Annotated in this window: 13 protein-coding genes; 9 read left to right on the forward strand and 4 right to left on the reverse strand. The window is 38.7% G+C overall.

Annotated features, from left to right (window positions below):
- Positions 1 to 75: 75 nt before the first annotated feature.
- Positions 76 to 5991, forward strand: coding sequence for an alpha-2-macroglobulin family protein (locus BN8061_RS08360; RefSeq protein WP_094745920.1), 5916 nt, complete (start codon positions 76 to 78; stop codon positions 5989 to 5991).
- 124 nt (positions 5992 to 6115) lie between these two features.
- A complete protein-coding gene (locus BN8061_RS08365) occupies positions 6116 to 7645 on the forward strand; it encodes an IS1182 family transposase (protein ID WP_068596427.1) in 1530 nt (509 codons plus the stop codon).
- Between the two features lie 220 nt (positions 7646 to 7865).
- Here BN8061_RS08365 and BN8061_RS08370 read toward each other — a convergent pair whose 3' ends face one another.
- From BN8061_RS08370 to porX, 4 genes are read right to left on the reverse strand one after another with little or no spacing between them, the layout of a single operon-like run.
- Positions 7866 to 8249, reverse strand: a complete 384-nt coding sequence (locus BN8061_RS08370; RefSeq protein ID WP_068598348.1) for a hypothetical protein — start codon at positions 8247 to 8249, stop codon at positions 7866 to 7868.
- A complete protein-coding gene (locus tag BN8061_RS08375) occupies positions 8246 to 9445 on the reverse strand; it encodes an alanine dehydrogenase (protein ID WP_068598350.1) in 1200 nt (399 codons plus the stop codon). Before BN8061_RS08375 ends, BN8061_RS08370 begins: the two co-directional genes overlap by 4 nt.
- On the reverse strand, positions 9445 to 9855 hold the full coding sequence (gene tsaE / locus BN8061_RS08380) for a tRNA (adenosine(37)-N6)-threonylcarbamoyltransferase complex ATPase subunit type 1 TsaE (protein ID WP_068598352.1): 411 nt from the start codon (positions 9853 to 9855) through the stop codon (positions 9445 to 9447). The genes BN8061_RS08375 and tsaE overlap by 1 nt, the downstream gene beginning before the upstream one ends.
- The gene (porX, locus tag BN8061_RS08385; RefSeq protein WP_068598355.1) at positions 9855 to 11408 is read right to left on the reverse strand and encodes a T9SS response regulator signal transducer PorX; all 1554 of its coding nucleotides are present in this window, start codon (positions 11406 to 11408) and stop codon (positions 9855 to 9857) included. Before porX ends, tsaE begins: the two co-directional genes overlap by 1 nt.
- A 42-nt stretch (positions 11409 to 11450) precedes the next feature.
- Here porX and BN8061_RS08390 point away from each other — a divergent pair, with 42 nt between their 5' ends.
- The 7 genes from BN8061_RS08390 to BN8061_RS08415 all read left to right on the forward strand — a co-directional run bounded on the left by BN8061_RS08390 (position 11451) and on the right by BN8061_RS08415 (position 17559).
- Positions 11451 to 12269, forward strand: coding sequence for an HD domain-containing protein (locus BN8061_RS08390; RefSeq protein ID WP_235802719.1), 819 nt, complete (start codon positions 11451 to 11453; stop codon positions 12267 to 12269).
- Positions 12266 to 12670, forward strand: a complete 405-nt coding sequence (locus BN8061_RS12210; protein ID WP_235802720.1) for a hypothetical protein — start codon at positions 12266 to 12268, stop codon at positions 12668 to 12670. Before BN8061_RS08390 ends, BN8061_RS12210 begins: the two co-directional genes overlap by 4 nt.
- A 70-nt stretch (positions 12671 to 12740) precedes the next feature.
- Entirely contained in the window at positions 12741 to 13763 is a 1023-nt protein-coding gene (lpxD, locus tag BN8061_RS08395; protein WP_068598356.1) for a UDP-3-O-(3-hydroxymyristoyl)glucosamine N-acyltransferase, read from the forward strand.
- Positions 13764 to 13766: 3 nt separating this feature from the next.
- The gene (locus tag BN8061_RS08400) at positions 13767 to 15155 is read left to right on the forward strand and encodes a bifunctional UDP-3-O-[3-hydroxymyristoyl] N-acetylglucosamine deacetylase/3-hydroxyacyl-ACP dehydratase (RefSeq protein ID WP_068598358.1); all 1389 of its coding nucleotides are present in this window, start codon (positions 13767 to 13769) and stop codon (positions 15153 to 15155) included.
- Positions 15156 to 15165: 10 nt separating this feature from the next.
- Complete coding sequence (lpxA, locus tag BN8061_RS08405) at positions 15166 to 15954, forward strand: acyl-ACP--UDP-N-acetylglucosamine O-acyltransferase (protein WP_068599488.1); 789 nt, start codon at positions 15166 to 15168, stop codon at positions 15952 to 15954.
- A 16-nt stretch (positions 15955 to 15970) separates the two neighbouring features.
- A complete protein-coding gene (gene efp, locus BN8061_RS08410) occupies positions 15971 to 16537 on the forward strand; it encodes an elongation factor P (RefSeq protein ID WP_068598360.1) in 567 nt (188 codons plus the stop codon).
- 86 nt (positions 16538 to 16623) lie between these two features.
- Positions 16624 to 17559, forward strand: a complete 936-nt coding sequence (locus BN8061_RS08415; protein WP_068598362.1) for a UDP-3-O-(3-hydroxymyristoyl)glucosamine N-acyltransferase — start codon at positions 16624 to 16626, stop codon at positions 17557 to 17559.
- Positions 17560 to 17611 lie beyond the last annotated feature (52 nt).

Consider the following 17611-nt stretch of genomic DNA (forward strand, 5'->3'; position numbering starts at 1 on the left):
TTGTGAAACTCAATTTTTATTAGACCAAAACCAAGCTTTTTTGGTTAACTTGCATCTAATTAATATCCTTTCACTATGAAAAGAATCATCACCCTATTTACAATAATCCTATCATCAGTTTGTATGGCTCAAAAAACAGATTTAGTCAACCTTTGGAATACGATAGAAAAAAACTATAAGGCTGGAGAATTGAAATCGCTTCAGCCACAGATCGCAATGGCAATCGAAGAAGCTAGATTTCAAAAGAATTATCCCTTGTTGGTAAAAGGTTTGTTTTATGATGCCAAAATAAAGGTGGCGACCAGTGATGAGGAGGATGATGTGAATTTTGTTTTCGAAAATTTCAGTCAGGAAGTTGCCAAAAACAAAGGCGTAGAACACGATATTTTGAAGGCTTTTTTGGCAAAATTATATCAGCTTTACTATCAAGAAAATCAATGGAAGGTGCAGAGTAGAACCAATACCGAAGCACAAACTTCTGAAGATGTTCGGTATTGGACGGCAGAAAATTTTACCAAAAAAATCGATGCCTTGTACCAAGAAATCATCGATAATAGGCGAATGTTGCAAGCCGAAAAATCGGAGAAATGGACCGGTTTTTTAGAGGATAGCAAGCAACTCACTCAGGTTTCGTTGAAAGAGAATTTGGAGATTATGCCAACCTTGTTCGACATCATCATGCAAGATTATGTACAATATTTGTATGAGCAGAATGATGATGAAAAGGCTCAAAAAAACCTCCTAATGCTTTCGAATTATCATGCACAACATCAGCATCAATCAGCATTTTTATACAACGAAGAGCGCCTGCTCAACCTGAAACGCTCGACGACGGGTGATGAACAATTTTTCGATTCGTTGGAAAAACTCGCCGAGAAATACCCATCCAATTGGTATACCGCAGAAATCTATGGGCATTTGGTTTCGTTCTTATTTTCGACGTCTACCGATGATAAAGCGTTGAAAGCGCAACGCGATCTCCGAATCTTGAAGATTTATGAAAAAATGAAATCGAATTTCTCTGGAACAGCTGCTTTCAAAAATGTACAAGAACATGCGAATTTTGTAAAGTTGAGCGAAATACGTGTGCAAACAGAGCAGTTTATTTTGCCAAATCAGGTTAGTCCAATCAAAATAAAACATCGAAATGTCGCGCGAGTTTATGTGAGAATTTTGGATTATAATGTTGGGGTAAACGACTTGGATGCTCGGGATTTAGACGAAGCTTTTTCGGGGAAATACAAGGATTCTAAAAAGCGTTACGAACTTTTTCTGGCCAATCACAAAACCATTCAAGAATACAGTATCGAGCTCAAAGCCTTTGCCGATCATCAATTTCATTCGGCACTTTATCCGCTTCGAGCTTTGCCCAAAGGTCGATATGTGCTTTTGGTGAGCAATCAGCCCAATTTTTCATACGACGAAAAGTCGCCGATTGCGTATGCCGAGCTCAAAGTGACAGACAAAGCGATTTTGAATAATGATAACCAAAATTTGCGAGTGGTTGGGCGTAATGATGGTGAAAATCTATCGAATCAAACGGTAGAATTTTATGAAATGCGATACGATTTTAAAAAAGGAAAAAATCAGTACAATTTGGTCAAAACCCTTACAACTGATGCAAAAGGAATGGGGCAGCTCGACAGAACGAATCAATACTTTTATCGTTTAGCAGACGAACAGGTTTTTTACAGAAGTTATTTCAATCGCAAAAAACCAGAAAGAATTGAAAAGCCAGTCAACTTTTTGAAAATCTTTACCGATCGGGCGATTTATAGACCAGGGCAAACGGTTTATTTCAAAGGGATTTTAACCAACAGTTTCAACAAAGAAGTTACCGTCATACCAAATCAGAACGTGACAATTTCGCTGAGGGATGTAAATGGAAAAACTTTGCAAGAGTTAGATTTGACGACCAATGAATTTGGCTCGGTTCATGGTGAACTTATTTTACCATCGAGTGCATTGACGGGCAATTTTAGTATACAATCAAATTACTCGACTTATCATAATATTCGGGTAGAAGAATATAAACGTCCAAAATTTCAGGTCGAAATAGACAAACCAAAACAAGTCTATCGATTGGAAGACGAGGTAAAGGTAAGTGGGAAAGCGATTGCTTTTTCGGGTGCCAATATCGACAATGCCAAAGTAGAATATCGCGTATTTCGACAAGCGATTTATCCATTTTATTTTTGGGGCAGAAGACCAGCTCCCCAATTTGAGGCAGAACAAGAAATCACATTTGGCACGTTAACAACCGATAAAGATGGAAAATTCGAATTTGACTTTAAAGCCATTCCAGCGCGCAATAAGCAAGATAAAAAAGACCTTAGAACCTATGTTTATCGAATCGAAACATCGGTTACCGACATCAACGGCGAGACGCAGTTTGGCGCTAGTAGCATCAGGGTTGGCGATCAGAGCATTGTGTTGTCGACCAACATAGCGTCATCGACAAAGGTGGAAGATTTGAAAGAAATAGAAGTTGTAGTAAAAAATCTTAACGATCAAGACTTGTCGAAAGAAGGACAATTGAGCGTAACCAAACTTCAAGCGCCAACTCGTGTGTTGAGAGATTCTCCGTTTTCTACCGATTACGAAGCTTTTAGCCAATCAGCATTCGAAAAGCTTTTCCCACATGAACCTTTCGGAAAAGAAAATTTACCAGAACAATGGGAAAAGGGACAATTGGTTTTCCAAACTAATTTCGACACCTCAAAAACTTCTAAAATTACCATTCCCAATGCGACCAAATGGCAAGAAGGATATTATCTTGTAGAAATGAAAACCAATGAAAAGGGTGAAGAAGTCGCCAACGCACAATTGGTTTACATCAAAAATGAGCAGAATTACGACCCACAAACCTTACTCACTTACGAACTCAATCAACCCAAATATAAAGTCAACGACTTGGCGAAAGTTAGTTTCCGCACCAAAGCAAAGCAAGTCGAGGTTTTGGTGAGATTGGAAGCCGACGGAAAAATGATAAAAGAAGAACTCTTGAAGGTAACACCCAAAGGTGCTGTATTTCAGTTTCCGATAGAAGAAAAATACCAAAGTAGTGCATTTGTACATTATCAAATGGTAAAATACAACAGCAAAGTAGAAGGTGGCGTCTCGATCGAAATACCGTTCGACGACAAGAAATTGCAAATTACCACCTCTAGTTTTCGCGACAAATTGACACCAGGAGCAAAAGAAAAATGGACGATCACAGTAAAAGGCAATCAAAAAGATGAGCTACTTGCCGAGGTTCTGAGTACGATGTACGATGCATCTCTCGATCAATTTGAGGGGCATTCGCTGGATTATTTTCCATACAATTTCAGACGTTACGCCCGATATGCGCTGAGGGATACTGGTGGCGGATTCGACCTTAAAAATAGCAGTTCTGTTTTTGATAATAATATGGGATTAAATACCGACGCTATTTATCCGTTGCTTGGACTGAATAGCTATAACTTCAGTTTTGAATCCTATAATTATCATTCTGAATTTTATTTGCGCCATATCCAACCTGAAGCTGATCTAACACGATTTCCAACAGAAGTAGCCAATGCAAAAATGGCAGTTGGAGCAACTTCTACTTTTGATGATGAAATAATGATGGAAGAAATTGCCGAAGACGAATCGAATCTTGAAGCTGTAGAGCTCAAGTTGAATGCAGTGCAGGCGCGTAAAGCCTTGCAAGAAACAGCCTTTTTCTATCCCAATCTTCGAACAGATAAAGATGGAAATGTTTCGTTCGAATTTACTGTTCCCGAAAGTTTAACCGAGTGGAAATTCATGACGTTGGCACACACGCCCGATATGAAAACTGCTTATCAGGAATGGCGAACCAAAACCCAAAAAGAGTTGATGGTTGTGCCGAATTTGCCTCGTTTCTTGCGCGAAGGTGACCAGATCAAAATTTCGACTAAATTGGTGAACTTATCCGAGCGCTCACTTTCTGGGCAAGCCAAATTGATGCTGTTCGATGCCGTGACCAACCAAGCCTTGGATGCAGCGTTTGACAATTTGCAAGCGGTAAAAAACTTTACGACCGCAAAAGGAGAATCGGGTGAAGTCAATTGGATGATCAAAGTGCCTCAAAACATTCAAGCCGTTAGTTATCGTATCGTAGCTTCGGCAGGTGATTTTAGCGATGGCGAAGAGAGTGTTTTGCCAGTTGTGACCAATCGCATGTTGGTGACCGAGACTTTGCCGTTGCACATCAGAGAAAATCAGAACAAAACCTTTGTGCTCGACAAATTGCTTCAGGGCAAGTCCAACAGTTTGAGCAATTTTACCTATACTTTCGAGATGACGACCAACCCAATTTGGTATGCGATTTTTTCTTTGCCTTACCTTCGAGAATATCCATACGAATGTTCCGAACAGGTGTTTTCTAGGTTATACGGAAACCTGATTTCAGAAAATATCATTTCGTCGAATCCTAAAATCAAAGCAGTTTTTGACGATTGGAATCGAAAAGGACAATTGAAATCTAAATTGGAATTGAATGAAGAACTGAAAGCCATTTTACTCGAAGAAACGCCATGGGTGCGAAATGCTGTAAACGAAGAAGAACAAATGAAACGCATCGCCGTTTTGTTCGACCTCAACCGCATGCAACTCGAAATGCAATCGGCTTTCCAAAAACTGAGTCAGAAACAAAAAGCATCGGGCGGATTTTCGTGGTTCGAAGGCGGCTACGAAAACGATTATATCACCATGCATATCGTGAGCGGATTTGGGAATTTGAAAAAAATGGGAATCGATTTTCGCAAGTACAATATCGATATCCAACCTCTGTTGAGTAAGGCAATTCACTACTTAGATCAACAACAAATCCGATATTATAATCAACAAAAAAATCTAAAGAAAAATGAACTGGATTATGCAAACGGAATTCATTATTTGTATGCAAGAAGCTTTTTTTTAGACCAAAATCCGATTCCGAAAGAGTTGAAAGCGTTACAAGAAATTTATTTTCAGAACATAGAAAAATCGGCAAAAGAGCTTTCACTTCAGACCCAAGCCATGGCGGCTCTTGCACTGTATCGTTTTGGGAAACCAAACGAAGCACAACGCATTGTAAAGACCCTCAAAGAGAAAGTAGTAGAATCTGACGAGATGGGCATGTATTGGAAAGAAAACCGAGTAGGATGGTTCTGGTACAACACACCTGTAGAGACGCAAGCAGTTTTGATCGAAGCGTTTGATGAGGTGTTGAAAGATCATGTTTCGGTAGAATCGATGAAAGTTTGGTTGTTGAAAAATCGTCAGACCAACCAATGGCATTCGACCAAAGCCACTACCAAAGCAGTCTATGCACTGATGAACACAGGAAAATCTTGGATGGATGCCGAGAAAGGAATTACCGTGAAAATTGCCGACAAACCAATTGATTTAGAAACGCCAAATGCACAGGCTGGCTCGGGCTATGTGAAGCACGTTTGGACGAAAGAAGAAATAAGTCCAGAAATGGGTAGGGTAGAAGTAAACAAAACCTCTGCAGGTGTTGCTTGGGGAGCTGTTTATTGGCAATATTTCGAAGATTTGGATAAAATTACCTCAGCAGAGACTGGAATCAAGTTCAACAAAAAATTATTTGTAAAACAAAACACAGCAAGCGGTCCTTTGTTGAAAGAAATCATCTCAGAATCAGCCATAAAGGTTGGCGATATCGTGACCGTTCGATTAGAAATTAGCCTTGATCGCGATATGCAATTTGTGCATATCAAAGACATGCGAGCAGCTGGATTTGAGCCGGTAAATGTGTTGTCTGGCTACCGATGGAATGGCGAGTTTGGCTATTACGAAAGCACGCGTGATTTGGCAACCAATTTCTTTGCCGATTTTATGCGTAAAGGAACTTATGTTTTCGAATACGATTTAAAAGCGAATAATGCCGGAACTTTCTCTAACGGTATAACCTCGATGCAGAATATGTACGCTCCAGAGTTGAGTGCACATAGCGAAGGAGTTCGGGTAGAGATTAAATAAGCAGCGCTGTTTAAAGAACGAAGCCGTCTCACAACTGAGGCGGTTTTTTTTATATAAATAATGGATTGATTATTAGGTGATTAATATAGAATTCACTATATTTAACTACTTAATTTTCAGCGAAATGAACTATAGAATTAAAGAATATAACCAATCCCAAAACTGGTTATTTCCACCTTCGATAGAAGAATTAATTCCGACTAATCATCCAGTAAGAATCGTAAACAACGTAGTTGAGAAGATAGACTTAAAACCTCTTTTAGAAACTTACAGTCGGGAAGGTCATCCTAGTTATCATCCTAAAATGATGCTCAAAGTGATGGTTTACGCTTATATGGACAATATTTATTCCAGTAGAAAGATCGAAAAAGCCCTCAATGAGAACATAAACTTTATGTGGCTTTCTGGTAGAGAAAGCATCGACCATAATACGATAGCCCGATTTCGAAGCAATAAGTTAAAAGCCGTATTCAAAGACATCTTCAAACAAGTGGTATTGCTTTTGGCAGAAGAAAAATTAGTGAGTCTCAAACGAGTTTATACAGACGGCACCAAAATAGAATCGGTAGCTGGAAGATACACCTTTGTCTGGGGAAATTCCATCAAGACCAATCGGGAGAAAATGATCAAACAATTAGAGGATATGTGGCAATACGCGCAGTGCGTTGCTGATGAAGAAGACCAAGATCCCGAGCCACCGGAGTTCAAAAAACTTGATCCTGAAAAAGTCCAACAAGCCGCAGATAAAATCAACCGAATCCTAAAAGAAAAGTCTGACGATCCAAAGAAAAAAGCCAAATCCCGTTACATCCAAAAGAATTTTGCGCCAAACTTAAAGAAATACCAAGAACAAGAAAAGTTACTACAAGAACGCAACTCCTACAGCAAAACCGATCCCGATGCGACCTTTATGCGCATGAAGGACGACCACATGCAGAACGGACAATTAAAACCCGGCTACAATGCACAAATCAGCACCGAAAACCAAATCATCGTCAACTATACCTTACATCAAGACACCAACGACATTCATACTTTAAAACCTCATTTAGAAAACCATAAAAAACTCTACAATGAGCTTCCCGAAGAACTCACCGCAGATGCAGGATACGGAAGTGAAGAAAATTACGAACTTTTGGAGGACAAAGCAATCAAAGCCTTTGTAAAGTTCAACACCTTTGACCAAGAACAAGGCAAATCAAAGAAAAGAAAAAATCCCAAACCCTTTGAACGAGACTCACTCTATTATAATGAAGCGCAAGATTTTTATGTATGCCCGATGGGACAACGTATGGAAAAGCGCGGTGAGCGAAAAGTCCAAACAAAGTCAGGATATAAGCAAACCTATAGTTGTTATAGCGCTAAAAACTGCAATGGATGTCCGCTCAGAAGCCAGTGCTTCAAGGGGAAAAACAACAGGACAGTAGAAAGGAACCATAAATTAGAATACCACAAACAAAAAGCAAGAGAACTTCTCACATCCGATATCGGAGAAATAAGAAGAAAACAAAGAACTGCTGATGTCGAACCTACATTTGCCCAACTCAAACACAACCGAAACTTCAAAAGATTTACCCTAAAAGGAATTGAAAAAGTGGAATTAGAGTTCGGATTGCATGCTTTAGCTCATAATCTGAAAAAGATGAGTGCGTAAACAAGAATAATAACTCATCTTTTTCTAAATTATTAAATTGAGTTGGTTTTTGACCTCAATTTTTTAATCATAAAAAAACCGTCCCGATTTTATAAACGAGACGGCTTCGTTTTAGTCAAAATGTTTTTTAGAATGATCTAAAAATTCTTTTTTAATAATCGGTTCGATTGTTATTATTTTAAAATTAACCTTTTTTTTAAAAAAAAGTTTGAAAATCGATTTATTTCAGCTTTATTTTTTCGAGATAGGCAGAATCTTTACAAATTTTGAAAACAAAATCTAAGTTGAGTCCAGACAAATCGTTTTGATAATCTGCGCGATAAGTTCTACAAGGTTTTGTTTTCACTTCATCGGAACCAAAGTTGGTAATCTTACTTTTTTTGAATAATTGATTTTTTACCCAAACGGTGTCCAAGCCATGAGTTTCTAAAAAAGTTTCAGCTTCGGGCGAATAGTTTAGCCCTCGGAACTTTGCCTCTTCCAAAGTTCTAGAATTCGGGAAGTACGAACATTGAAAAGCTCTCGGCCCGAAAAAAATCAAAACTACAAATGTTCCTAATCCAATCCCGATTAGGTAGTATTTCAATCGTTTAAGAAAACTCATAACAGCAACAAATTTATATCATGAAAAGGAAGGTCGAAACGTTCGCCCAAACTGCGATTTACCAATCGACCCTTGTACAAATAGATTCCGTTACGTACCGTTTTGTCGCAAACCACCAAACGGTCGAACCCGCCGTCGTTTGCAATCATCAAAATATAGGGTAAAAAAAAGTTACTCAATGCCTTGGTCGAGGTTCTTGCTACCCTCGAGGTGATGTTTGCCACACCATAATGTACGACACCGTGTTTTATGAATGTTGGGTTGTCGTGTGTTGTAATTTTAGATGTTTCGCAACAACCGCCATTGTCTATCGACACGTCGATGATTACGGCACCTTCTTTCATGCGTTCGACCATTGTTTCTGTTACCACACAAGGCGTACGAGAGTCGCCACGCAATGCACCGATGAGTAAATCGCAGCGCATTAGTGATTTGTTCAGTTCTTTTGGATCTATGGTTGAAGTAGGGAATAGGCTTCCTACATTTTTTTGTAATCGTCTCAATCGAGAAAGCGAATTGTCGAATACGCGCACCGATGCTCCTAGACCAAGAGCTGTTCGAGTTGCATTTTCGGCTACCGTGCCTGCACCCAAAATCACAACCTCTGTAGGTCTTACGCCAGTGATGCCTCCCATCAAAATTCCATTGCCACCATGAGCCGTAGACATCAATTCACTGCCGATCAATACAGAAGTTGTTCCAGCAATTTCGCTTAATAATCGTACAACTGGCAATTGGTTTTGTTCATCTCGAATGTATTCGAATCCGACACAAGTTATTTTTTTCTTGCTGAGTTTTACAAAATAATCTTGGTTCAAGATGTTTGGGGTTACGCTCGAGACTATGAAACTCATTGGTTTGATCCATTTTAATTCATCGCTCGTCAACGGACCGACTTTCAAGATGATCGGATTTTCGAAGACTTCTCTTGTGCTGTAAGAAATTTGTGCGCCAGCCTCCGAATATTCTTTGTCGTTAAAGTGAGCACCTTCACCAGCACCCGTTTCGACCATGACCTGATGACCGTTGCTTACCAATACTTCTACAGCGTCGGGGGTGAGCAACACGCGTTTCTCTTGATTATTGGTTTCTCTTGGGATGCCAATGCAAAATTTTTCTTTCTTACGAGGAATCTCGAGTAATTCGGCTTGAGGGATCATTTCCTCTTTCGAAAATGGGGTGAAAATTTCGTCCATTAGTTGTCCAGTGTTAATTTACGAACGCCATCTTCGATTTCTAGTCGAATCACATGGTGTTCTTTTGGTACAAAATTAATGATTTTATCTGGCCATTCGATCATGCAATAAGCATCAGCATACAAATAATCTTCCAACCCTATATCCAGCGCTTCGGTTGCATCATGGATGCGGTAAAAATCGAAATGATAAATCTTTTTTCCGTCTACCGTATCGTATTCATTTACCAACGAAAAAGTTGGGCTGCTGACATCGTCTTCGCTACCAAAAGCTTGTATCAAACCCTTGATGAAAGTGGTTTTGCCAGCTCCCATTTCTCCTTCGAAGCATATGATTTTGTGTTGCAATTGTTTTGCGACTTCTTGTGCAACTCTTGGGATATCTGCTATAGATTTTAAGAAATAAACCATTAATTTTTTGGTGTTAAAATAGCCAAAGGAATTATCATTTCTTCTAAAGAAATTCCACCGTGTTGATAGGTGTTTTTGTAATAATTTACAAAATGATTGTAATTCTTTGGGAAGGTTAAAAATAAATTTTCTTTTGCAAAGATATATTTAGAACTGATATTAACCTTAGGTAAAAAGAATTTTTCGGGTTGTTCGATTGCAAAAACATCCTTTGGGTCGTATTGTAATTGTCTACCCAACTTGTATCGCAGATTGGTGCTCGATTCTTTATCGCCAATTACTTTGGTAGGCTCTTTTACGAAAATAGTACCGTGGTCGGTGGTTACAATAATTTTTATACCCTCTTGGGCTGCTTTTTTGACGATTTCCATAAGATATGAATTCTCGAACCAATGTTTGGTAATCGAACGGTAGGTTTTATCGTCTCGAATCATTTCGCCTACGATTTTGTTATCGGTTTTGGCATGCGAAAGGATGTCTATAAAGTTGTAAACAATGACATTGAGGTTGTTGTTTTTGTAATTATTAAAATCGTCCGAAATTTTTCGTTCGAAATCAGAATTTAGAATTTTGTAATAATTCATACTCAGATTTCCCAAACCGTAACGTTTCAGTTGATCGGCCAAGAATTCTTTTTCATAGTTGTTTTTGTTGCCCTCTTCGTTGTCATTCAACCATTGATCGGGATAATTTTTCTGAATATCCAACGGCGTGAGTCCAGCAAAGAAAGCATTGCGAGCGTACTGGGTAGCCGATGGTAAGATAGAAGAATAGATGTTCTCTTTGGCGCTATTGTAATAACGGTTGAAAAGCGGTTCGATGACCTTCCATTGATCGTATCGTAAATTATCGACCATGATCAACAACACTTTCTCGTTTTCGCCCAAATGCGGCACGACCATTTCTTTGAAAACCTGATGCGAAAGCAAGGGAGCCTCTTCATCGCCATACAACCAATTTTCGTAATTGCGCTCGATGAATTTGAAAAATGCTGCATTTGCTTCTTCTTTTTGATTTTCGATGATTTGCATCAATGCTTGGTCGTTGATGTTTTCTAATTCGAGTTCCCAGTAAACGATTTTTTTATAAATCTCTTCCCAATCTTCGAAACTGTTGGCAGCAATGATATTCATCGAGATTTCTCTGAATTCTTGTTGGTAGTTGACAATGGTTTTTTCAGAGATTATTTTGCTGCTGTCCAATATTTTTTTCAGGCTGAGTAAAATTTGATTGGGGTTTACAGGTTTTATGAGGTAATCGGCGATATGCGATCCAATGGCGTCTTCCATTATCTGCTCTTCTTCGCTTTTTGTAACCATGATTACTGGTAATTGCGGGCGTATTTCTTTTATTTTGGGCAAAGCTTCCAATCCGCTAAGTCCGGGCATATTTTCGTCGATGAGTACGGTGGCAAAATTTTCTTTTTCTATGATTTCCAATGCGTCGGTTGCATTGTTGATCATGGTGGTCTCGTATCCTTTTTTTTCTAAGAAAAGGACGTGTGGCTTCAATAAATCGATTTCATCATCAACCCATAATATTTTTATTGACATAAATGTTTATTTTTGTTTACTAACTATTAAAATTTTATTCATTTGGATTTCTCAAAGACCAATAAATTCAAAATTGTAAACGATCCAGTGCATGGATTTATTAGAATTCCGAACGATTTAATCTTCGATATCATACAACATCCATATTTTCAGCGTTTGCGCAGGATTGCTCAAACCGGACTTACCGAAATGGTTTATCCTGGAGCAAAACATTCGCGTTTTCATCATGCGCTTGGCTGTCTGCATTTGATGCAAAATGCCGTATCTACCCTGAGAGCAAAAAATGTTCCGATATCAGACGAAGAAGAGACGGGCGTTTACATCGCGATATTGTTGCACGATTTGGGGCATGGTCCTTTTTCGCACGCTTTGGAGCATTCGATCATCGAAAATACGAATCATGAGGCAATTTCGTTATTACTCATGAAGAAATTGAACGATTTTTTTAACGGAAAATTAACGACTGCGATTGAAATATTTAACGGCACCTATCCTAAAAAATTCTTGAAACAATTGGTCTCGAGTCAGCTCGATATCGATCGGCTGGATTATTTGCGACGCGATAGTTTTTATACTGGTGTGGTCGAGGGTAACATCAATCCAGACCGCATCATCTCGATGATGCATGTGCACGACAACGAATTGATCTACGAAGCCAAAGGGCTTTATAGTATAGAGAAATTTCTGATGGCAAGAATGTTCATGTATTGGCAAGTTTACATGCACAAAGCTTCGTTTACGGCAGAACATCTTTTGTTGCAGGTGCTGAGAAGAGCGAAATTTTTAGCTAGGAATGGTGTGGAAATCCCATCGACTTCGTCGCTCAAATTTTTTTGTACGAAAGCCATTACGATTTTATGAATAATGCTGAAGCAATTGAGCTTTTTACCCAATTGGATGATAGTGATGTGATGGTTTCGATAAAGGAATGGTGCCAACATAAAGACGATATTTTACGAATTTTATCAGATAGTATTGTGAATAGAAAAATTCCGAAATCGATTTTGGTAAAACAAGAAATAAAACAAGAATACCTCGATCGAGAATATAAACGAATACAAACACACTATAAAATAGACGATGCAAGTTATCTGATGTCGTACAACACTATTCACGTTTTGCCCTACGACGAATACATTTCACCGATTAAAATTTTGGATAAAAACGGTTTGGTAAAAGCTTTGACGCAGGTTGAACATCAGTTGATTAGCCAATATTTGAGTAAAGAAAGTACCAAGTTTCATTATTATGCATTTGGATAATGCGATTCGGATATCAAATAAGTAATAGAAGTATTTCAAAATCTGAAATAAATTAATAATTTTGCAGACTATGAAATTTACAGCAATTCAAATTGCAAATGTTTTGAATGGAACCGTTGAAGGTGATGACCAAGCAACCGTTTCGAATCTTGCTAAGATAGAAGAAGGAAAAGCAGGAGATATTTCGTTTTTGGCAAATCCTAAATACGAAGAATATTTGTATTCTACGCAGGCAAGTGTGGTCATTATCAACCATGATTTAGCCTTATCAAAACCCATAAAACCTACCCTTATAAGAGTAAAAGATGCCTATCAGGCTTTTACCAAGCTACTCAATTTTTATCAACAATCGATCTACAACAACAAAGTTGGAGTTGAAGACTTTGTGAAGTTGCCCAGTGAAACCCAATTGGGCGAGAATGTCTATATCGGTAGTTTTACCTCTATTGGCAGCAACGTGAAGATCGGAAATAATGTAAAAATTTTTCCTAATTCTGCCATAGGCGACAATGTAATTATTGGAGATCATACCATCATCTATAGCGGTGCACAAATATGTTCAGAAACAAAAATAGGCGAGCATTGCATCATTCATAGTAATGTAGTCTTGGGAGCAGACGGTTTTGGTTTTGCCCCCAAAAGTGATGGTTCTTACGACAAAATTCCGCAAATAGGAAATGTGTTAATCAAAAATCATGTAGAAATCGGTGCCAATACCACAATAGATCGTGCCACCATGGGCTCTACCATTATAGAAAACGGCGTGAAATTGGACAACCTGATACAAATTGCCCACAATGTTCATATTGGCGAGAACACCGTCATTGCTTCACAAACAGGCATTGCAGGCTCTACCAAAATTGGTAAAAACTGTGTCATAGGCGGTCAGGTTGGTATTGCAGGTCATCTCACCATAGGAGATTACGTGCAAATTCAAGCTCAATCGGGCATCATTACCAATGTAGCAGACAGAGAAATGCTCTACGGTTCACCTGCAATTAAAGCCAGTGATTTTAGAAGATCATATGTATATTTCAGAAAATTTCCCGACATTGTAAAAAGGTTGGAGGAAGTCGAGAAACAAAAAAAATAAATAATGGTTGAAAATCAAAAAACTTTAGCCAAAGAAATTACCTTAGAAGGTGTTGGATTACATACAGGTAAAACAGTAAAATTAACCCTAAAACCTGCCGAAACAGATACAGGTTTTGTCTTTGTTCGTTCCGATTTAGAAGGTCAACCTCAAGTCGAGGCAGATGCGCAATATGTCGTGAGCACAGCCAGAGGAACAACCCTAGAAAAGAAAGGAGTCAAAATACACACCACAGAGCATGTCTTGGCGGCGTTGGTTGGGATGGATTTGGATAACTGCATTATCGAAATCAACAATACCGAAATTCCAATCATGGATGGCTCATCAAAATATTTTGTAGAAGCAATAGAAAAAGCGGGCATTGTTGAGCAAGACAAAGAAAGAGAGTATTTCAAAATAAAAGACATTGTAACCTATGTAGATCCCGAAACAGGATCTGAGATTACGGCGATACCAGCAGACGAATACCAGATTACAACAATGGTAGATTTTGGAACTAAAGTTTTAGGAACCCAAAACGCAACCCTCAACAGCATTCATGCTTTCAAAGACGAAATTGCCAATTCGCGTACCTTCTGTTTCTTACACGAATTAGAACAATTGTTAGAAGCAGGCTTGGTAAAAGGAGGCGATTTGGACAATGCCATTGTATATGTTGACAAAAAAATTACACCCGAAACCAAAGAAAAGTTATGTCAAGCATTCAACAGAGACAATGTTGCCATCAAACCCAACGGAATCTTAGACCATTTGACTTTGCATCATCCGAACGAAGCAGCAAGACATAAACTACTAGACGTTGTAGGAGATTTGGCATTGATCGGAACCAAATTGAAGGCAAAGATTATCGCCAACAAACCTGGTCATAAAATCAATACAAATTTTGCAAAAAAATTAAACAAACAGATCAAACTAGCACAGCGCAACAAAATTCCTGAATTCGATTTGTCGAAAGAACCAATTTATGACATCAATCAAATCATGAAATTGTTGCCGCATCGTTCGCCATTTTTATTGATCGACAAAGTATTAGAAAAAACAGAAACCACTTTGGTTGGCGTGAAAAACGTCACCATGAACGAACCTTTTTTCGTTGGTCATTTCCCAAAAGAGCCCGTGATGCCTGGAGTATTGCAAATAGAAGCAATGGCACAATTGGGCGGATTGTTGATTTTAGGAGAGTTAGAAAATCCACAAGATTATTCTACTTATTTTATGAAGATAGAGAACGCCAAGTTCAAACAAAAAGTAGTTCCGGGCGATACATTGGTATTCAAAATGGAACTTCTAGCACCGATCAGAAGAGGAATTGTACATATGCGAGGCCAAGGATATGTAAACAACAATTTAGCGGTAGAAGCCGAAATGATGGCCGTAATAACTAAAGAATAACATGGAAGTAATGAATCATCCAATGGCATATATACATCCTACGGCAATTATTGGAGAAAATGTTACCATAAGTCCCTTCTCGTACATCGCAAATGATGTAGAAATTGGCGATGGAACTTGGATTGCTCCAAATGTAACCATAATGGAAGGCGCGAGAATAGGACGAAACTGTAAAATATTTCCGGGTGCAGTAATTTCTGCAGAACCTCAAGACCTGAAATACAAAGGAGAAAAAACCCTCACTTTTATAGGTGACAACACCACGATAAGAGAATGTGTTACCGTAAACAAAGGCACCGATGCATTGGGCTATACCAAGGTTGGAAACAATTGCCTCATCATGGCAGGCGTTCACATAGCACACGATTGTATTTTGGGTAATAATGTAATTTTGGTCAATGGTGTAGGGCTTGCTGGTCATATCGAGGTTGGTGATTTTGCTTTTGTCGGCGGAATGACAGGCGTGCATCAATTCACCAAAATTGGCGCTCACGCCTTCATCGCAGGTACATCTCAGGTACGCAAAGATGTTCCACCATATGTGAAAGCGGCAAACTCACCGCTTGCTTTTGTAGGAATAAATGCGGTCGGACTCAGACGTCGAGATTTTTCGTCCGAAACCATCTATGAAATTCAAAGCATTTACCGCATACTTTTTCAACTGAATCATAATGTATCACAAGCATTAGAAATAATAAAAACAGAATTTCCAGCGTCAGAAGTGCGTGATAATATCATCAATTTTATAGAAACAAGCGAAAGAGGAATCATGAAAGGATACTCTGGAATTACACAATAAAAAAGAATAAATACACATGGCAACAACAGCTGATATCAGAAAAGGATTATGTATCAATTGGAATAATGATACATGGAAAATTATAGATTTTTTACACGTAAAACCAGGAAAAGGACCTGCGTTTGTTCGAACCAAACTAAAATCTGTAACCAACGGTAAAGTCTTAGAAAACACATTCTCTGCAGGACACAAAATAGACGATGTAAGAGTAGAAACCCGCAACTATCAGTATTTGTATGATGATGATAACGGTTTCCATTTTATGAACAACGACGACTTCTCGCAAGTGTACATCAACAAAGGTCTGATAGATAATGCACAATTCATGAAAGCAGGCGATGAGGTGAAAATTTTGTTCCGTGCAGAAGACGAAATGCCTCTATCTGCCGAATTACCAAACACCGTAATCTTAGAAGTGACCTATACAGAGCCAGGACTCAAAGGTGATACGGCAACCAACGCAAGCAAGCCAGCAACAGTAGAAACAGGAGCTGAAATTCGTGTTCCATTGTTTATCAATGAAGGCGACAAGGTAAAAATCAATACCGAAGACGGTTCTTATGTAGAGCGCGTAAAAGAATAATGTTTAGAATAAAATCATATAAAAAAAGGAAGAGGTATATACGTCTTCCTTTTTTTATGATATTTGTAGCAAAAAGATAACACGAAATGAAATTTCCAAGAATATATACCCTAAAAGAAATCGCGGCAATTAGCGATACCAAAATGGTCGGAGATGAAAACTTTCCCGTTCACGGACTCAATGAAATTCATCGTGTAGAGGCTGGAGATATTGTGTTTGTCGATCATCCCAAATATTATGACAAAGCCTTGCAATCTGCAGCGACCATTGTACTGATCAACAAAGAAGTCGATTGCCCAGAAGGCAAAGCCTTGCTCATATCAGACGATCCTTTTCGCGATTTTGTGAAGATTGGACAATACTTCAACCCATTTCAATCAGCCAGTCAGTCAATTGCAGCCGATGCCGAAATAGGGGAGGGAACCATTATCCAGCCCAATGTTTTCATCGGTAATCGTGTAAAAATCGGAAAAAACTGCATCATTCATGCTCATGTCACCATCAACGACGACACCATTATTGGCAATGATGTGATCATCAGAAGCGGAACCGTTTTGGGGGCAGACGCCTTTTATTATAAAAAACGAGAACAGGGTTTCGACCGATTGAAATCTGTCGGCAATGTCATCATCGAAGATCATGTCGAAATCGGAGCAAATTGTACCATAGACAGAGGAGTGACAGCCTCTACAATTATTGGACAAGGCACCATAATGGATAACCTGATACAAATAGGACATGATACCATTATAGGTAAAAAATGTTTGATTGCTTCGCAAGTCGGCATTGCAGGTTGTGTAATAGTAGAAGACGAGGTGAGCATTTGGGGACAAGTAGGCATCACAAGTGGTGTCACCATCGGCAAAAAAACCATACTCTATGCCCAATCTGGCGTAACCAAATCATTAGAAGGTAACCTTTCGTATTTTGGATCGCCAGCAGAAGAATCAAAAAAAATGTATAAAAAAATGGCGACCAACCAAATCATGCTGAAAGAATACCGAAACAAAAAAAATAACTAGCATTAAATTTAAGTAATAAATATCGTAAATCGTTCGAATAATTTTTATAAAT

This window comes from Vaginella massiliensis (assembly GCF_900089075.1).
Classification (GTDB): domain Bacteria; phylum Bacteroidota; class Bacteroidia; order Flavobacteriales; family Weeksellaceae; genus Weeksella; species Weeksella massiliensis_A.

Bases quoted from the DNA above. Each gene is read 5' to 3' on its own strand.
- BN8061_RS08360 (WP_094745920.1), top strand. From the start codon at position 76: ATGAAAAGAATCATCACCCTATTTACAATAATCCTATCATCAGTTTGT.
- BN8061_RS08365 (WP_068596427.1), top strand. From the start codon at position 6,116: ATGAACTATAGAATTAAAGAATATAACCAATCCCAAAACTGGTTATTT.
- BN8061_RS08370 (WP_068598348.1), bottom strand. From the start codon at position 8,249: ATGAGTTTTCTTAAACGATTGAAATACTACCTAATCGGGATTGGATTA.
- BN8061_RS08375 (WP_068598350.1), bottom strand. From the start codon at position 9,445: ATGGACGAAATTTTCACCCCATTTTCGAAAGAGGAAATGATCCCTCAA.
- tsaE (WP_068598352.1), bottom strand. From the start codon at position 9,855: ATGGTTTATTTCTTAAAATCTATAGCAGATATCCCAAGAGTTGCACAA.
- porX (WP_068598355.1), bottom strand. From the start codon at position 11,408: ATGTCAATAAAAATATTATGGGTTGATGATGAAATCGATTTATTGAAG.
- BN8061_RS12210 (WP_235802720.1), top strand. From the start codon at position 12,266: ATGAATAATGCTGAAGCAATTGAGCTTTTTACCCAATTGGATGATAGT.
- lpxD (WP_068598356.1), top strand. From the start codon at position 12,741: ATGAAATTTACAGCAATTCAAATTGCAAATGTTTTGAATGGAACCGTT.
- BN8061_RS08400 (WP_068598358.1), top strand. From the start codon at position 13,767: ATGGTTGAAAATCAAAAAACTTTAGCCAAAGAAATTACCTTAGAAGGT.
- lpxA (WP_068599488.1), top strand. From the start codon at position 15,166: ATGAATCATCCAATGGCATATATACATCCTACGGCAATTATTGGAGAA.
- efp (WP_068598360.1), top strand. From the start codon at position 15,971: ATGGCAACAACAGCTGATATCAGAAAAGGATTATGTATCAATTGGAAT.
- BN8061_RS08415 (WP_068598362.1), top strand. From the start codon at position 16,624: ATGAAATTTCCAAGAATATATACCCTAAAAGAAATCGCGGCAATTAGC.